Source organism: Enterococcus sp. DIV0574 (assembly GCF_051711125.1).
In the GTDB taxonomy this organism is placed as follows: Bacteria; Bacillota; Bacilli; order Lactobacillales; family Enterococcaceae; genus Enterococcus_D; species Enterococcus_D gallinarum.
Genome location: NZ_JBIOMA010000001.1, coordinates 1649337 through 1663334, shown reverse-complemented (window position 1 = coordinate 1663334; position 13998 = coordinate 1649337). Strand labels below are relative to the sequence as shown.

The 13998-nt window shown below is 42.3% G+C and carries 14 protein-coding genes; 3 read left to right on the top strand and 11 right to left on the bottom strand.

Translation table 11 applies throughout. The features are described from left to right. The first annotated feature begins 8 nt into the window (after positions 1-8). Positions 9-764 (top strand): enoyl-ACP reductase FabI, encoded by a 756-nt coding sequence (gene fabI / locus IGJ45_RS08090; RefSeq protein WP_003126668.1) that lies wholly within the window; start codon positions 9-11, stop codon positions 762-764. A gap of 188 nt (positions 765-952) precedes the next feature. Further along, on the top strand, positions 953-1870 hold the full coding sequence (locus tag IGJ45_RS08085; RefSeq protein ID WP_003126669.1) for a mechanosensitive ion channel family protein: 918 nt from the start codon (positions 953-955) through the stop codon (positions 1868-1870). Positions 1871-1927: 57 nt separating this feature from the next. Here IGJ45_RS08085 and cbpB read toward each other — a convergent pair whose 3' ends face one another. From cbpB to IGJ45_RS08045, 8 genes are all read right to left on the bottom strand, one after another. Next, positions 1928-2425 (bottom strand): cyclic-di-AMP-binding protein CbpB, encoded by a 498-nt coding sequence (cbpB, locus tag IGJ45_RS08080; RefSeq protein WP_003126670.1) that lies wholly within the window; start codon positions 2423-2425, stop codon positions 1928-1930. A 108-nt stretch (positions 2426-2533) separates the two neighbouring features. After that, positions 2534-3046: a metallophosphoesterase gene (locus tag IGJ45_RS08075; protein ID WP_060814328.1), complete on the bottom strand. Its 513-nt coding sequence runs from the start codon at positions 3044-3046 to the stop codon at positions 2534-2536. Next, on the bottom strand, positions 3043-4395 hold the full coding sequence (rph, locus tag IGJ45_RS08070) for a ribonuclease PH (RefSeq protein ID WP_003126673.1): 1353 nt from the start codon (positions 4393-4395) through the stop codon (positions 3043-3045). The genes IGJ45_RS08075 and rph overlap by 4 nt, the downstream gene beginning before the upstream one ends. Further along, entirely contained in the window at positions 4396-5208 is an 813-nt protein-coding gene (gene racE, locus IGJ45_RS08065; protein ID WP_003126674.1) for a glutamate racemase, read from the bottom strand. It lies immediately after the preceding gene. Positions 5209-5438: 230 nt separating this feature from the next. Then, positions 5439-6095 carry an amino acid ABC transporter permease gene (locus IGJ45_RS08060; protein ID WP_003126675.1) on the bottom strand — a complete coding sequence of 219 codons (657 nt, stop codon included), beginning with the start codon at positions 6093-6095 and terminating at the stop codon, positions 5439-5441. Between the two features lie 14 nt (positions 6096-6109). Next, entirely contained in the window at positions 6110-6757 is a 648-nt protein-coding gene (locus IGJ45_RS08055) for an amino acid ABC transporter permease (RefSeq protein WP_003126676.1), read from the bottom strand. A gap of 14 nt (positions 6758-6771) precedes the next feature. After that, the gene (locus tag IGJ45_RS08050) at positions 6772-7581 is read right to left on the bottom strand and encodes a transporter substrate-binding domain-containing protein (protein ID WP_003126678.1); all 810 of its coding nucleotides are present in this window, start codon (positions 7579-7581) and stop codon (positions 6772-6774) included. A gap of 13 nt (positions 7582-7594) precedes the next feature. Continuing rightward, a complete protein-coding gene (locus IGJ45_RS08045) occupies positions 7595-8332 on the bottom strand; it encodes an amino acid ABC transporter ATP-binding protein (protein ID WP_409531436.1) in 738 nt (245 codons plus the stop codon). A gap of 257 nt (positions 8333-8589) precedes the next feature. Between IGJ45_RS08045 and trpS the strand changes: the two genes are divergently transcribed. Beyond that, positions 8590-9597, top strand: a complete 1008-nt coding sequence (trpS, locus tag IGJ45_RS08040; protein ID WP_005473228.1) for a tryptophan--tRNA ligase — start codon at positions 8590-8592, stop codon at positions 9595-9597. A gap of 198 nt (positions 9598-9795) precedes the next feature. On the opposite strand, the gene IGJ45_RS08035 is transcribed toward trpS, so the two are convergent. The 3 genes from IGJ45_RS08035 to pheS form a co-directional block, all read right to left on the bottom strand. After that, the gene (locus IGJ45_RS08035; RefSeq protein WP_195971408.1) at positions 9796-10311 is read right to left on the bottom strand and encodes an NUDIX hydrolase; all 516 of its coding nucleotides are present in this window, start codon (positions 10309-10311) and stop codon (positions 9796-9798) included. Between the two features lie 203 nt (positions 10312-10514). Then, on the bottom strand, positions 10515-12935 hold the full coding sequence (gene pheT, locus IGJ45_RS08030) for a phenylalanine--tRNA ligase subunit beta (RefSeq protein ID WP_409531437.1): 2421 nt from the start codon (positions 12933-12935) through the stop codon (positions 10515-10517). 2 nt (positions 12936-12937) lie between these two features. Continuing rightward, the gene (gene pheS / locus IGJ45_RS08025) at positions 12938-13981 is read right to left on the bottom strand and encodes a phenylalanine--tRNA ligase subunit alpha (protein ID WP_409531438.1); all 1044 of its coding nucleotides are present in this window, start codon (positions 13979-13981) and stop codon (positions 12938-12940) included. Between the last annotated feature and the right edge of the window lie 17 nt (positions 13982-13998).

Sequence of the window (13998 nt, the reverse complement as noted above, 5' to 3'; positions counted from 1 at the left end):
GTGGAATTATGAGTTTCTTAACTGGAAAAAAAGTTGTCGTGATGGGCGTAGCCAACAAACGCAGTATCGCTTGGGGCTGTGCGCAAGCGCTAAAAGAACAGGGCGCTGAAGTCATCTATACGTATCAAAACGAACGCATGAAAAAACCTCTTGAACGACTACTAGAGGAAAATGAGTATACGGTTGAATGTGATGTTGCAAATGATGAGAGTATCGCGAAAGCTTTTGAAACCATCAAAGACTATGCAGGCGAAATCCATGGCGTCGTCCATGCTGTCGCTTACGCCAACAAAGATGATCTTTCAGGTGATATTTTAAATATATCAAGAGATGGCTATGCACTAGCACAAGATATCAGCAGCTATTCATTGATCGCTGTTACTAAATATGCCAAACCCCTCTTGGCAGAAAATGCCGGAATCGTTACCTTAACCTATTTAGGTTCAGAACGTGCTGTACCCAACTATAACATGATGGGGATTGCTAAGGCTGCTCTCGAATCAAGCGTTCGCTATTTAGCTGCAGAATTATCCCCGCAAAAAATCCGGGTCAACGCCATCTCTGCAGGAGCAATCAAAACACTGGCTGTGACAGGTGTAAAAGATTATCAAAAGCTGATCCAATTATCTGAAGATCGCACTCCTGATCATGTTGGTGTGACCATCGAAGAAGTCGGCAACACATGTGCCTTTCTGATTAGTCCATTGTCTAGCGGTATCATCGGAGAAGTGATTTTTGTCGATAAAGGTGTTCACTTATCGTAATTTTATGATCACATGTACTCGTGCTCGTCTCTTGACTAGTCTATGCCAAGAGACGAGTTTTTGCTGTTTCTTTGCTAACTAATGATATCCCCTTATTTGTTCATCTTTTTACAAAAATTTAACAAGTGAATTTTGCATTTCTGTTTCTTCTCCTATAAAATAGACCTATTGATAGATGGAGGGATTTTATGTTACGACTTTTGACAGATGCTACAACGGATTCGACAGGATCCAGCTTGACGGAGCCTGCCGCAAAACAATTGAATGCCTTGCAGAAATGGTGGCAAAACATTGATTGGGAGGCTATTGTTGGTATCTTGATCCAAAAAGTTCTGATGCTGCTTTTTTTGATTATTTTATTTGGTATTTTGCTGAAAATCAGCAATTATGTCATCGAACGAATTTATCGTTCCTACGAGAAAAAAGGAACCTATAATGCCAGTCGAATCAACACGATCCATGCGCTGATCCGCAATATCGTCCACTATACATTAGGTTTCTTCTTTGTATATGCGTTATTGTCAACGATTGGCGTGCCTGTTGGTTCACTCTTAGCGGGGGCTGGGATTGCTGGGGTGGCACTGGGACTAGGTGCTCAAGGCTTTATGAATGATCTGATCACTGGTTTTTTTATCATTACTGAGCAACAAATCAATGTCGGCGATTATATCCGTTTGACGAATTTGTCATTAGAAGGAACAGTTACAGCTGTCGGTATTCGAACGGTTCAGTTAAAATCCGTGGATGGGACTGTCCATTATATCCCGAATCGGAATATCACTACGATCAGCAACACTTCACGAGCCAATATGCAAGTCGTTGTAGATGTGCGTATCTTGCCATCAGAGGGCTTAGATGATATCCGGTCGATCATTGACGAAGTCAATCAAACAGTGGCTGCTGCTCACGAGGAAGAGATCCAAACGAAACCAGCAATTTTTGGTGTTGTCGACCTTGGCAACAATAATTTTGCGATCCGGACAACGATGTATGTTACCAACGGAACTCAGTGGAAACTAAAAGAAGAGTTTTTAGCGGCTTCAATCGATGCACTGACTGCTAAAGGCTACACCATTCCTAGTGCGCCAATCATTGGCGTCAATTGACCGCTTAAACGTTAAAAGCACCCCGATGATTTTTTCGGGGTGCTTTTTTATCCATTATTAGATGACTTGTAATTCGTCTGTAGGACTGGCCTCTTTTGAGATCAGCATATACCGTTTCTCTAATTCATGTGCTAGGTGATTGACAGATTTTAAGATTTCTTTTCGGGTAATGATTCCTACAAAGATATTTTCCTCATTGACGATGGGCAAAAATGCCTGATCCACTAAGAGATGAAGCATGTCTTCTAATTCGCCATCTTCTTTGATACAAGCCACATTGACTTCCATCACGTCTGCGGCCGTCAAGCCTTCTAAGTTGTCCATACTAAACCCAGTCAGGTCCATCATTCTTTCGACCACGTTCGATAAACTGATCAATCCAACAAGATGATCCTCACTATCTAGGACTGGAATCTTGGAATAGCCGACTTTCGATAAAACGAGTAACGCATGGTTTAATGGATGATTGTAAAGAACCGTTGCAACGTTTTCTGCAGGTACTAAAAAACTTTCTTGATTTTCTAATAATATTTTTTCTACTGTTTGACCAATCAATCTGAATGCCTCCATTTCACAGCTACTTTTCTATTTTACTAGAAAAATCAAAAAGATATCGTAAAACTGCTTATTTATAATGAATTTTTTACTTTTGATTTCGCTTTCTTAGCGCTCAAAAATAAAATGCAAATCAGCGATTTCATTAAACGTACGATCATAATATTGAACGATCCACTGCTTTTCAGTACTTTCTATGATGGCAAAACTTTTGATTTGAATAGGTCCCCGCGGTTGAGAAATGCTGCCCGGATTCAAGAATAGTCGATGCCCCACCTTCTCACAAGCAATCTGGTGGGTGTGACCAAATACAGCAATTGATGCATCAGCTTGTTGTGCTTGAAGTCCGAGTGTTGTCACGCCAAAACGAACATCTGCCAAATGACCATGGGTCACATAAATCGTATCGAGAGGCGTTTTGATAATTTTTGCATCCTCGTATTCCGGACTGTAATCACAATTTCCGCCAACCACTTGATAGGTTTGCCAAAGGGGATCGCTTGGTTGCAGTTCCGAATCTCCACAATGGATAAAGGTATCCACTTTCCCAGAAAATTCTGCTAGCAAATCAACGAGAATTTGACGATCGCCATGGTTATCGCTAACGATTAAATATTTCATGCTTGTTCTCCTTCCAACCACTCTTGCCATACATTGCGTAGTTTCGCGATGGCTTGACCACGATGACTCACTTGATTCTTTTCTTCTCCACTCATTTCAGCAGCCGTTTTATCTGAACCAACAGGGATAAACAATGGATCGTAGCCAAAACCGTTCTCCCCCCGAGGAATGCGGCCAATTCTGCCTGGCCAATCGGCAGCGACTACGAGACTTTCTTTGTCAGGAGCTGCAAAGACCAATGTACAATGAAATTGTGCTGTTCGTTGTTCATCTGGGATATCAGTTAGTTCATACAACAATTTGGCATTATTTGCAGCATCGCTTTTTTGTTCACCCGCGAAACGTGCCGAGTAAACACCGGGTCTACCACCTAATGCATCCACTTTTAAGCCCGAATCGTCCGCTAGAACAGGTCGCCCAAGAATTTTTGCAATCGTTTCTGCCTTCAGCCGAGCATTTTCTTCGAAAGTCGTTCCTGTTTCCTCAACATCAGGTAATGCGGGATAATCTTTCAATGTCCGAACGTCATAGCCAGCAGCACCAAAAACTGCGGTGAATTCTCGTGCTTTGCCAGGATTACCAGTGGCAATCACGATCGTCTTCTCAGGAATAACGTATTGGGGCTGTTCTTGGATCAGCAATGCTTCTTTTTGATAGGCAATCAGCTCTTCAATGGCTGTCTTGCCATAAATCAGCATTTCGTTCAATTGCTGACCATCAAATGTCGCTTCTTCCCCAGTTCCTTGAATCTCAATGAAACGGCCTGACTCTGTCATTACGAGATTCATATCTACAGCAGCCGCAGAATCTTCTTCGTAGTCTAAATCAGTGACACAAGTGTTATCAGGTAAAATTCCTACGCTGATGGCAGCAAGATGTTCTTTAATAGGATCTTCCGTTAGCTCATGGTTGGTCAATAATTGATCGATCGCCAATCGCAAAGCCACAAAAGCACCGGTGATACTAGCTGTTCGAGTGCCCCCATCCGCTTGGATGACATCACAATCGACTACAATGCTACGTTCACCTAACTTTTCCAAGTCTACCACTGCCCGTAACGAACGGGCGATTAGTCGCTGGATCTCCATTGTCCGACCAGACAGCTTTCCTTTTGCACTTTCTCGACGATTACGGGTATTCGTTGCTCGCGGCAGCATGCTGTATTCTGCCGTCACCCAGCCTTTCCCTGAGTCCCGTAAAAAAGGCGGCACTCGGTCTTCGATCGTTGCGGAACAAATAACTGTGGTATCACCAAATGAGATCACGACGGATCCTTCTGGATGTTTGAATACATTTGTTTTGATTTCTACTGGACGGATACTTCCCGCTTTTCTGCCATCATGGCGCATTTAATTTCCTCCTAATGTGATATGTTGCGAATGGACCGGTACATTCAACCATTCGTTCGCAATTTCATCAAATAATTTTGTTGAACCTGTCGTATAAAAAAAATATTCCGGTTCTTGGGTCATTTGGCTTGTATTGGCAATAGCAAAGTAGTCCAACAGCATGCTGACTTCACCCACTGTTTCTGCACCGGAATCAATCAGCTGGATCTGGCTCCCCATCTCGTTCTGGATCAAAGACCGCAACAAAGGATAATGAGTACAACCCAAAATCAACGTATCTAATTTCTTATTTTTGAGGGGGCGCAGTGTTTCGGCAACGATTTTTTTGGCAACCGATGATTGCGCTTGATTGCTTTCAACAATAGGCGCGAATTTGGGACAAGCCAAGCTAACTACCACAGAACGAGGTGATTTAAGCTTGATTGCTTCTTCATACGCATTGCTCTTAATAGTACCCGCAGTTCCAATGACACCGATCTGTTGGTTTTTTGTTGCTTTGACAGCAGCTCGAGAGCCAGGCAGTATGACTCCGATTACCGGAATCGATAATTTTTCTTTGATTTCTTCTAATGCGACAGCCGTAGCCGTATTACAAGCAATCACCAACATTTTGATGTTTTGCTGCAATAAAAATTCGGTCATCTGCCATGTATACTCGATGACTTGTTCTGCCGGACGCGGCCCATAGGGACAGCGTGCAGTATCACCAAGATAAATAATATGTTCATTGGGCAATTGCTTAATCGCTTCTTTAACAACGGTCAATCCGCCAACACCAGAATCGATAAAGCCAATGGGTTGTTTATTTGTCATAGTTGTCCATCCTTTTTAATGAAAGAAAGAAATTTGTCTAAGTTCCATTTTGGACTTTTTTTACTGATTTTTCAAGTATTGCTTTATCCAAGAAAGCAATGAACCTATTGCGGTCAAAAAAGATCCGAAAACCTCCGATGCTCTGGCTACTCTCGTCCAAGGAAAGCAACTGCATGACATCAAAGGTCATTCGGATCTAGTAATCACTGTTTCTATGCAGCCTCAAGAAATCAGTAATTATACTGACGTGCTTCCAAGAAGCGAGAAAGCAGCGATAAGGCATAGCAGACGATGAAGTACAGCACAGTCATCGCAAGAAACATTGGCAATACATAATTGGTATTTTGTCCATAAATAATTCGAGCATGGTGAGTCAGTTCTGGAAGTGAAATAATCACTGCCAATGACGTATCTTTGATCAATGAGATCAATTGACTAACGATCGCAGGCAGCATGGCTTTAAAAGCTTGCGGCATCACAATGCTTCGCAACACTTGGACATAACTCAAACCGGTAGACAAACCAGCCTCCATTTGCCCTTTTGGTACGGCATTAAGCCCCGCTCGAAAAATCTCTGAGAGCATGGCAGATTCAAAAATCGTCAATGCCACAACTGCAGACCAGAAAATATTGAAACGAATACCGATCTGCGGCAATGCAAAGTACGTGAAGAAAATAATCAGCAGCAACGGCAGGTTTCGAATCACATCGATCACTACACCTAAAATCTTTGAAAAGAACGGAATGTTAGTGAAACGCAAGACTCCTGCAAGGCCGCCAATCAGAAAACTAAAGATGATCGATAAGACGGAGACTTCGATCGTTACTCGGAGACCGTCGATCAAAAACCGAAGATTGATGGCAGAAAAAGCTTCGAAAAATTCCATTTAGTGTCTCCTTTCTATGAGCGTACAGCCCAACGTCTTTCAAGATAAACCATTAAATAGGATAATGGTAATGTGATAATCAAATAAAAGATTCCGACAATAATATAGGTGTCGAAAGTATTAAAGGTTTCACTGGCAATCAAGTCACCTTGATACATAATGTCAAGACCAGCTACCATTGCTAAAATCGATGAATTTTTGACCAAGTTGATAAACTGATTTCCTAGTGGCGGAACAACGATTTTAAAAGCCTGCGGTAAAATAATGTAGCGCATGGCCTGGCTGTACGTGAATCCAGAGGACAAAGAAGCCTCCATCTGCCCTTTAGGAACTGTCTGGATTCCAGAACGAATCGTTTCTGCAATAAACGCAGACGTATAGATGGTCAAGCCGATCGTTCCCGCTTGAAATCCGTCAAAAGTCACCCAATACATCGGCACCACGACATAAAAGAACATCACGATGATCAACAAAGGAATATTTCGGAAAAACTCGACATACGCTTTAGCGATCCCTTTGACCCATCGATTGGTAGACAGCTGAAATATCGCCATCAATGTACCAATCACTAAACTAAAGAATAAAGCCAGTAAACTGGAGAAAATCGTATATTTGAAACCAGAGAAAAACTGGTCGCCGTAAGTTTGAAACAATTCAAGCATGCAAATTTCCTCCTTTAATCAACTTTCCCAGATGCATCATCAGGGAACCATTTCTGATAAATTTCATCATACGTACCGTCTTCATGCATTTCTTTCAATGCCTGGTTGACGGCTTTCAAGAAAGGCTCTTGTCCTTTATCGATAGCTATTCCGTAAGGTTCATTTGTAAATGTACCGCCAACTAAATGATAGTTGGGATTTTCACTGGCCATCCCCAATAAGATCGCATTATCTGTCGTCATCGCATCGCCTTGTCCTGACTGTAATGCAGTAAAGGCTTCGGCATAATTTTCTAACTCCAAGATTTTTGCTTCCGGCGCTGCCTTGCGGATATTGATCGCTGATGTCGATCCTTTGACGACTAAAACCGTCGTATTGGCATTTAAATCTTCGATTCCCTGAATCGGGCTATCTTTGGCTACTAATAAAGATTGTCCAGCATCGAAATAAACATCAGAAAAATCTACTTGTTTCTTCCGTTCATCCGTGATGGTCATCGTAGCGATGATTGCATCGATATTGCCATTTTTTAATAGCGGAATTCGAGTTTTTGATGTGACTTCGACAAAAATAGCACTTCCGTCACGTCCTAAAATATGCTCAGTGATTGCTTTAGCGATATCGATATCAAATCCGCGGACTTCAGCTGTCGCAATATCCATCAATCCAAATAATCGGGTATCATTCTTGACTCCCCAGATGATTTGGTTGCTTTCTTTGCTGCTCGCTAACACATCACGTTCTGCAGCACTTTGGCCTTTACAAGCAGAAAAGGTCATGAGCGCGAATACAAGGAGCAGCACTGTACTGATTTTTTTGCTCATAGCTACTTTCCTCCTAATGATTGGTTACCTTGCTTAAGAATTGTTTGGCCCGTTCGTCTCTTGGGTTTTCAAAGAAGCCATCGACGTCGCGACGATCTTCTAATACTTGGCCTTCTGCCATGAAAACGATCCGGTCGGCTACTTCACGGGCAAAACTCATCTCATGAGTCACCACGATCATGGACATGCCTTCACTGGCGATTTTTTTCATCACGTCTAAAACATCACCGATCATTTCTGGATCCAGTGCAGAAGTTGGCTCATCGAAAAGCAACATTTCTGGTGTCATGGCTAATCCTCGGGCAATAGCCACCCGCTGTTGTTGTCCGCCAGACAACATGGATGGATAAGAATCTTTTTTGTCCAGCATGCCTACACAGTTCAACAGTTTTTCGGCTAAGGCAATCGCTTCTTGTTCATTTTGTTTTAATACTTTAATGGGAGCCAAAGTGATGTTTTCTAACACGGTTTTATTGGGGTAAAGATTGAAATGCTGGAAGACCATTCCGATGTTTTTTCTAATCTCTGTCAATTTGACATCTTTACTGAAAAGATCTTTGCCATTGATCAGTAAGTGACCAGAAGAAATCGTTTCTAATCCATTGATTGTGCGAAGCATCGTGCTTTTTCCGGATCCTGAAGGACCAATCACAACAACGACTTCACCTTTTTCAAATTCAATATTTATGTTTTTTAATGCATGGAATTTGCCGTAGTACTTTTCCACGTCTTTAAATTCTATCATTGCCATTCATTCACACTCCAAGTCTATATTTAAAAATAAATGAGTAATTGAAAAGATTTGATTCATATTATAGCTCAAAATTTTTCTATTTGTAAAGGTAGTTTTAATTTCCACATCATCCCCAAAGAAAAACCTTCATTATTTTAACCTCATGTTAGGTTTTTGTCCATCGTTTTTTTTTTCGACCCTTAGTAGAACAAGTTGTTTCTTTTGGAAAAACAAGGTAAGATGAACTATATATTGAATTTAGAGGTGGATGAAACGTGAACACAATATTAACCGGAGACCGGCCTACAGGGCAACTTCATTTAGGGCATTATGTCGGCTCATTAAAAAAACGAGTTGAGATGCAAGACGACCCTAACAATCAACTTTATATCATGATCGCTGATATGCAAGCATTGACAGACAATGCCAAAAATCCACAGAAAGTGTCAGAAAATATCTTGCAAGTGGCACTTGACTATTTAGCGATTGGTCTCGATCCGACCCGCTCGACTTTATTTATTCAATCACAAATCCCTCAGTTGTCGGAACTAACCATGTATTACTTGAATTTAGTCAGTGTGGCACGGGTTCGCCGCAATCCGACCGTCAAAGCCGAGATCGAACAAAAGAAATTTGGGGAAGGTGTCCCAACTGGATTCTTCATCTACCCTGTCTCACAAGCAGCAGATATCACTGCTTTCAAAGCCAACTTAGTTCCTGTCGGTGAAGATCAAAAACCAATGCTAGAACAAACACAAGAAATCGTTCATAGCTTTAATTCCATCTATAGTGACGTATTGGTGGAACCTAAAGCAGTTCTTCCGCCTAAAGGAATGGGACGTTTACCTGGTATCGATGGAAATGGTAAAATGAGCAAATCATTGAACAACGGAATCTATTTGGCAGACAATGCGGATATCGTTCAAAAGAAAGTCATGAGCATGTACACTGATCCAAATCATATCCATGTAGCAGATCCTGGCCAAGTCGAAGGCAATATGGTCTTTACTTATTTAGATGTCTTTGGCAAAGATTTAGAAAAAATTGCCGCATTGAAAGAGCACTATCGTCAAGGCGGTCTAGGCGATGTAAAAATCAAACGCTATCTGATCGATGTCTTAGAAGAAGAATTTGCTCCGATCCGTCAGCGACGAGAAGAATTTGCTAAGGACCCGGCTGAAGTCATGAACCTCTTAAAAAAAGGCAGCGAAAAAGCAGAACAAGTCGCAGCACAAACCTTGGCAGAAGTGAAAGAAGCAATGGGGATCAACTACTTTGCATAAATATGAACAACCAACAAACCCACCAGTATGCTTGGTGGGTTTGTTTTTAATTACTATCTTTTATTTAAAGATCCCTAAATAAAAAAGCGAACTGCTCAACTACCATTGACATGTGAGCAAACACCATTCGAGAACATTTTTCTCAATCACGACAGAATCGCTTTCTATCAAAAAGAAGCTACCATCACGAGTAAGAACTTAGACCGGAAAATAGTCCCCAGGATGACTTTGAAGCGAGAAAACGATCGGTGCATATAAGTAAGGAATAAATTTATACCCATTGATCAATGCGCGATACTCTTTTTCATTGACCCACTTTGCTGCAGCAACTTCTTCCCACTGCAAACAAAGTTCAGGGTTAGCGCCGGTCCATTGAACAAAATAGAGTTCATTCCAGCCTTCTTCAAATTTCACTGTTAAACGACTAGGGATTTTCTCTAAAGAAAGTGTCATCCCTAACTCTTCTAATAGTTCCCTTTCTGCCGCTTGATAACAGCTTTCACCAGCTTTGACGGTCCCGCCAGCAGGATAATCCCAATAACTAGGCCAGCCTTTTTTTGTGGATTGTCGTTTTTGAATCAGTAATTCTCCGGCTTCATTAAACAATAAAACGGACACCACAACTCGGTAGCCGTCATTAGGGACTGGCGTATCCCGCAACATCGTCGCAGCTGTTGGCTGCTTTTGTGCATCGTAAATCGTCAGTTGTTCCATCAATCGATCCTTTCTTCCATAAAATAAAACTGGAAAAGCAACTCTTAGAGCTGTGGTAATCCATGAGAATATTTACTCTATCCATTATAAAAAAAATGTAGCATAGCAAGGGAGAACCTCTTCCCCCTGCAAATGCTACAATCTTGCTGATTCCTCAAGATCACTCTTTTTTTATGTCACTGTTTCCTATCACAGCAATGGGACTAACGAATTTCTACTTGTAGTGATTCTTCTAGCACACGTGTGATCTTCGACATTGCTTGATTGATTTCTTCATCTGTCAATGTCGCTTCAGGATTAGCAAAAGTCAATCGATAGGCCATTGATTTTTTATTGCTATCGATGTTCTTTCCTTGGTACACATCAAATAGATGAATGTCCGTCAAGAAACGGCCTGCTGCTTGTTCAATGGTTTGCAGGATTGTTTGGTTCGACGTCTTCTCATCCACCAACAGTGCAATATCCCGGTTAACTGATGGGAATTTCGAAACTGCTTGATAAATGAGCGCTGCATTTTCAGTTGCTAACAAACGATCCAAGTCCAATTCAGCAACATATGTCTCAGTCAGATCATAAGCTTTTGCTGTACTTGGATGGACTTGCCCTAGGTAACCGATCACTTCATCCTGTAAGAGGATAGCAGCGGCTCTGCCTGGATGAAGTTCTTTGATTGCTGTTGTCTTTTCATAAGTAATCTGATCCGTAAGAGAAAGACCTGCAAACAAGTTTTCCAAGATCCCTTTAATATGATAGAAATCGACTTTTTGTTCAGCTTCTTGCCAATCTTTTTCGGTGATGGCGCCAGTGATGGCTAGTCCTAGATGATTGTTTTCTGTTGGTAGCTCCCGAGGGTCATCACTTGTTTTGTAAAAGACGCGCCCCACTTCGTACAACGCAACATTGGCATTTTTGCGGGCCAAGTTATAGGCAATGTCGTCCAGCAGTCCTGAAAGTAGATTCATTCTTAAGACACCACGCTCTTCTGTCATTGGCCAATCCAGACGGGTAACCTGACTCTCTAACCAACAAAATTGACGGGCTTTTTCTTCGGTTGTCAATGCATAGCTGATAGCTTCACTCACACCATTTCCTTCTAGGAGTGTTCGTACTTTGCGAGTCAAGCGTTGTTCTTTGGTTAAGCTCCCCGCAACTGTCTCACCACTTGGAAGTGTCGATGGCAGACGGTCATAGCCATAGATACGGGCGACTTCTTCAATGATGTCAGCTTCGATCTGAATATCCCAACGTCTAGGTGGGACCACAACTTGATAGGTACCTTCATTTTCTTGGTAGCCAAAACCTAAGGCGTCAAAAATCTCATTGGCTTCGCCAATCGTGATTTGTGTTCCTAAGTAGCGATTGATCCGATCTAATGTGATCGTGACTTGAACATCCTTAGGAGTCACTTCAGCGCCTTTGACAGCACCTTGTAGAACTGTACCGCCAGCTAGCTCCGCAATCATAGCAGCGGCTGCATCACAAGCCTCCGCGATCGCAGCCTGATTGATGCCTTTTTCGAAACGGGAAGATGACTCACTGCGCAAATTGAATTTTTTAGACGTCAAACGAATCGCTAGTGGGTCAAACAAGGCGGCTTCTAAAGCAACAGTTGTGGTATCTTGTGTGATTTCTGAATCTAACCCACCCATGACACCAGCTAAAGCGACTGGTTCTTTTCCATTAGTGATCACAATGTTCTTATCATCTAGCGTTCGTGTCTCTCCGTCCAAAGTGACCAACGTTTCTTGCGGTTTGCCACGGCGAACGACGATTTCTTGGCTGCCCAATTTTTGATAATCGAATGCATGAAGGGGTTGTCCAAACAGCAGCAAAATATAGTTGGTAATATCAACGACATTGTTGATTGGTCGAATGCCTTCATTCATCAAACGGTTTTGCAACCATTGCGGACTTGGTGCAATCGTTACGTTTTCAATGATCCGAATTTGATAGGCTGGCGCATCCTTTTGATTTTCTACGCTGACTTTGATCTTGTCTGCGGCTTTCACAGCACTTTCATTCAGTTGAATGGTCTCAAATTTTGGTGTTTGTCGATAAATGGCTCCTACCTCGTAAGCGACCCCCCGCATACTTAAGGCATCGGCCCGGTTTGGAGTGATCGACAACTCGATGATGGCATCATCCATATCGAGATAGGGAAAGACTTCCTTCCCCACTTCGGCATCGGTAGGCAAGTAATAAATACCCTCCGCATATTCTTTAGGGATCACACTATCAGAATAGCCTAATTCCTGCAGCGAACAGATCATCCCATTGGATTGTTGTCCGCGCATCTTGCCTTTCTTGATTTTGACATTGCCCGCGATCCGTGAACCTGGGAGTGCCACAATCACTTTGATGCCGCTTTTGATATTCGGCGCACCGCAAACGATTTGTGATAATTCAGATTCACCGATATCTACTTGGCAGATCGATAAGTGATCTGAATCTGGATGTGGCACACATTCTTTGACTTCCCCAACAACGATTTTCTTCAATCCCGCTGCTGGCACTTCGATTCCTTCGACTTCGATCCCTGTGACTGACATTTTATCTGCCAGCTCGTTTGGTGAGATCTCAGAAAGGTCAAGATAGTCATTTAACCATTTGTAAGATACTAACATATTTATTCCCCCTTGAACTGACTGATGAAACGTACATCATTTTGATAGAAATTCCGAATGTCGTTGACGCCATAGCGCAACATCGCAACCCGGTCAGGTCCTAAACCAAATGCAAAACCTGAGTATTCTTTGGGATCGATCCCGGACATTTCCAATACATTCGGATGTACCATTCCAGCGCCTAAAATCTCGATCCAACCGGTGTGTTTGCAGACATTACAGCCGGCTCCCCCACATTTGAAACAGCTGACATCTACTTCTACTGAAGGCTCTGTAAATGGGAAGTAGCTTGGACGCAAACGAATGCTGCGATCAGCCCCGAACATTTTTTGCATCATGACTTCTAGTGTCCCTTTAAGATCACCCATCGTCACATTCTTATCGATTACCAGTCCTTCGATCTGATGGAACTGATGACTGTGAGTCGCGTCGTCGGTGTCTCTCCGGAATACTTTTCCTGGTGAAATCATTCGCAATGGCCCTTTGCTGAAATCATGTTTTTCCATGGTACGAGCTTGCACCGGTGAGGTGTGTGTCCGAATCAAGACTTCATCTGAAATATAAAAAGTATCTTGCATGTCTCTTGCTGGATGGTCTTTTGGCAAGTTCATTCGTTCAAAATTGTAGTGATCTTTTTCGACTTCGAATCCTTCAACCACTTGATAGCCCATCCCCACAAAAATATCTTCGATTTCTTCCATGATTTGCGTCAAGACATGACGGGTCCCTTGTGGCATCTGCTTGCCAGGCAACGTCACATCAATCGATTCTTCAGCCAATGCCTTTTCTAGTGCGGCTGCTTCTAATGAAGTTTTTGCTTCCTCAATCGCTTGTGTAATCGCATCCCGGATCTCATTGGCATAGCTGCCGACTTTTGGACGCTCTTCTGCTGACAACTCTTTCATTCCCCGCAAAACTTCCGTGATGGGTCCCTTTTTACCAAGGACATCCACACGAATTTGATTCAATTCATTGATTGAACGGCTTTCTTTGATCTTTGAAAGCGTTATTTCTTTCAATGACTCTAGTTTCTCTTGTAAAGACATGTTTTTCCTCCTTATTC

What these genes read in the sequence shown, in the direction of transcription:
- fabI (WP_003126668.1), top strand. Translation starts at nt 9, where the DNA reads ATGAGTTTCTTAACTGGAAAAAAAGTTGTCGTGATGGGCGTAGCCAAC.
- IGJ45_RS08085 (WP_003126669.1), top strand. Translation starts at nt 953, where the DNA reads ATGTTACGACTTTTGACAGATGCTACAACGGATTCGACAGGATCCAGC.
- IGJ45_RS08075 (WP_060814328.1), bottom strand. Translation starts at nt 3,046, where the DNA reads ATGAAATATTTAATCGTTAGCGATAACCATGGCGATCGTCAAATTCTC.
- rph (WP_003126673.1), bottom strand. Translation starts at nt 4,395, where the DNA reads ATGCGCCATGATGGCAGAAAAGCGGGAAGTATCCGTCCAGTAGAAATC.
- racE (WP_003126674.1), bottom strand. Translation starts at nt 5,208, where the DNA reads ATGACAAATAAACAACCCATTGGCTTTATCGATTCTGGTGTTGGCGGA.
- IGJ45_RS08060 (WP_003126675.1), bottom strand. Translation starts at nt 6,095, where the DNA reads ATGGAATTTTTCGAAGCTTTTTCTGCCATCAATCTTCGGTTTTTGATC.
- IGJ45_RS08055 (WP_003126676.1), bottom strand. Translation starts at nt 6,757, where the DNA reads ATGCTTGAATTGTTTCAAACTTACGGCGACCAGTTTTTCTCTGGTTTC.
- IGJ45_RS08050 (WP_003126678.1), bottom strand. Translation starts at nt 7,581, where the DNA reads ATGAGCAAAAAAATCAGTACAGTGCTGCTCCTTGTATTCGCGCTCATG.
- IGJ45_RS08045 (WP_409531436.1), bottom strand. Translation starts at nt 8,332, where the DNA reads ATGGCAATGATAGAATTTAAAGACGTGGAAAAGTACTACGGCAAATTC.
- IGJ45_RS08035 (WP_195971408.1), bottom strand. Translation starts at nt 10,311, where the DNA reads ATGGAACAACTGACGATTTACGATGCACAAAAGCAGCCAACAGCTGCG.
- pheT (WP_409531437.1), bottom strand. Translation starts at nt 12,935, where the DNA reads ATGTTAGTATCTTACAAATGGTTAAATGACTATCTTGACCTTTCTGAG.
- pheS (WP_409531438.1), bottom strand. Translation starts at nt 13,981, where the DNA reads ATGTCTTTACAAGAGAAACTAGAGTCATTGAAAGAAATAACGCTTTCA.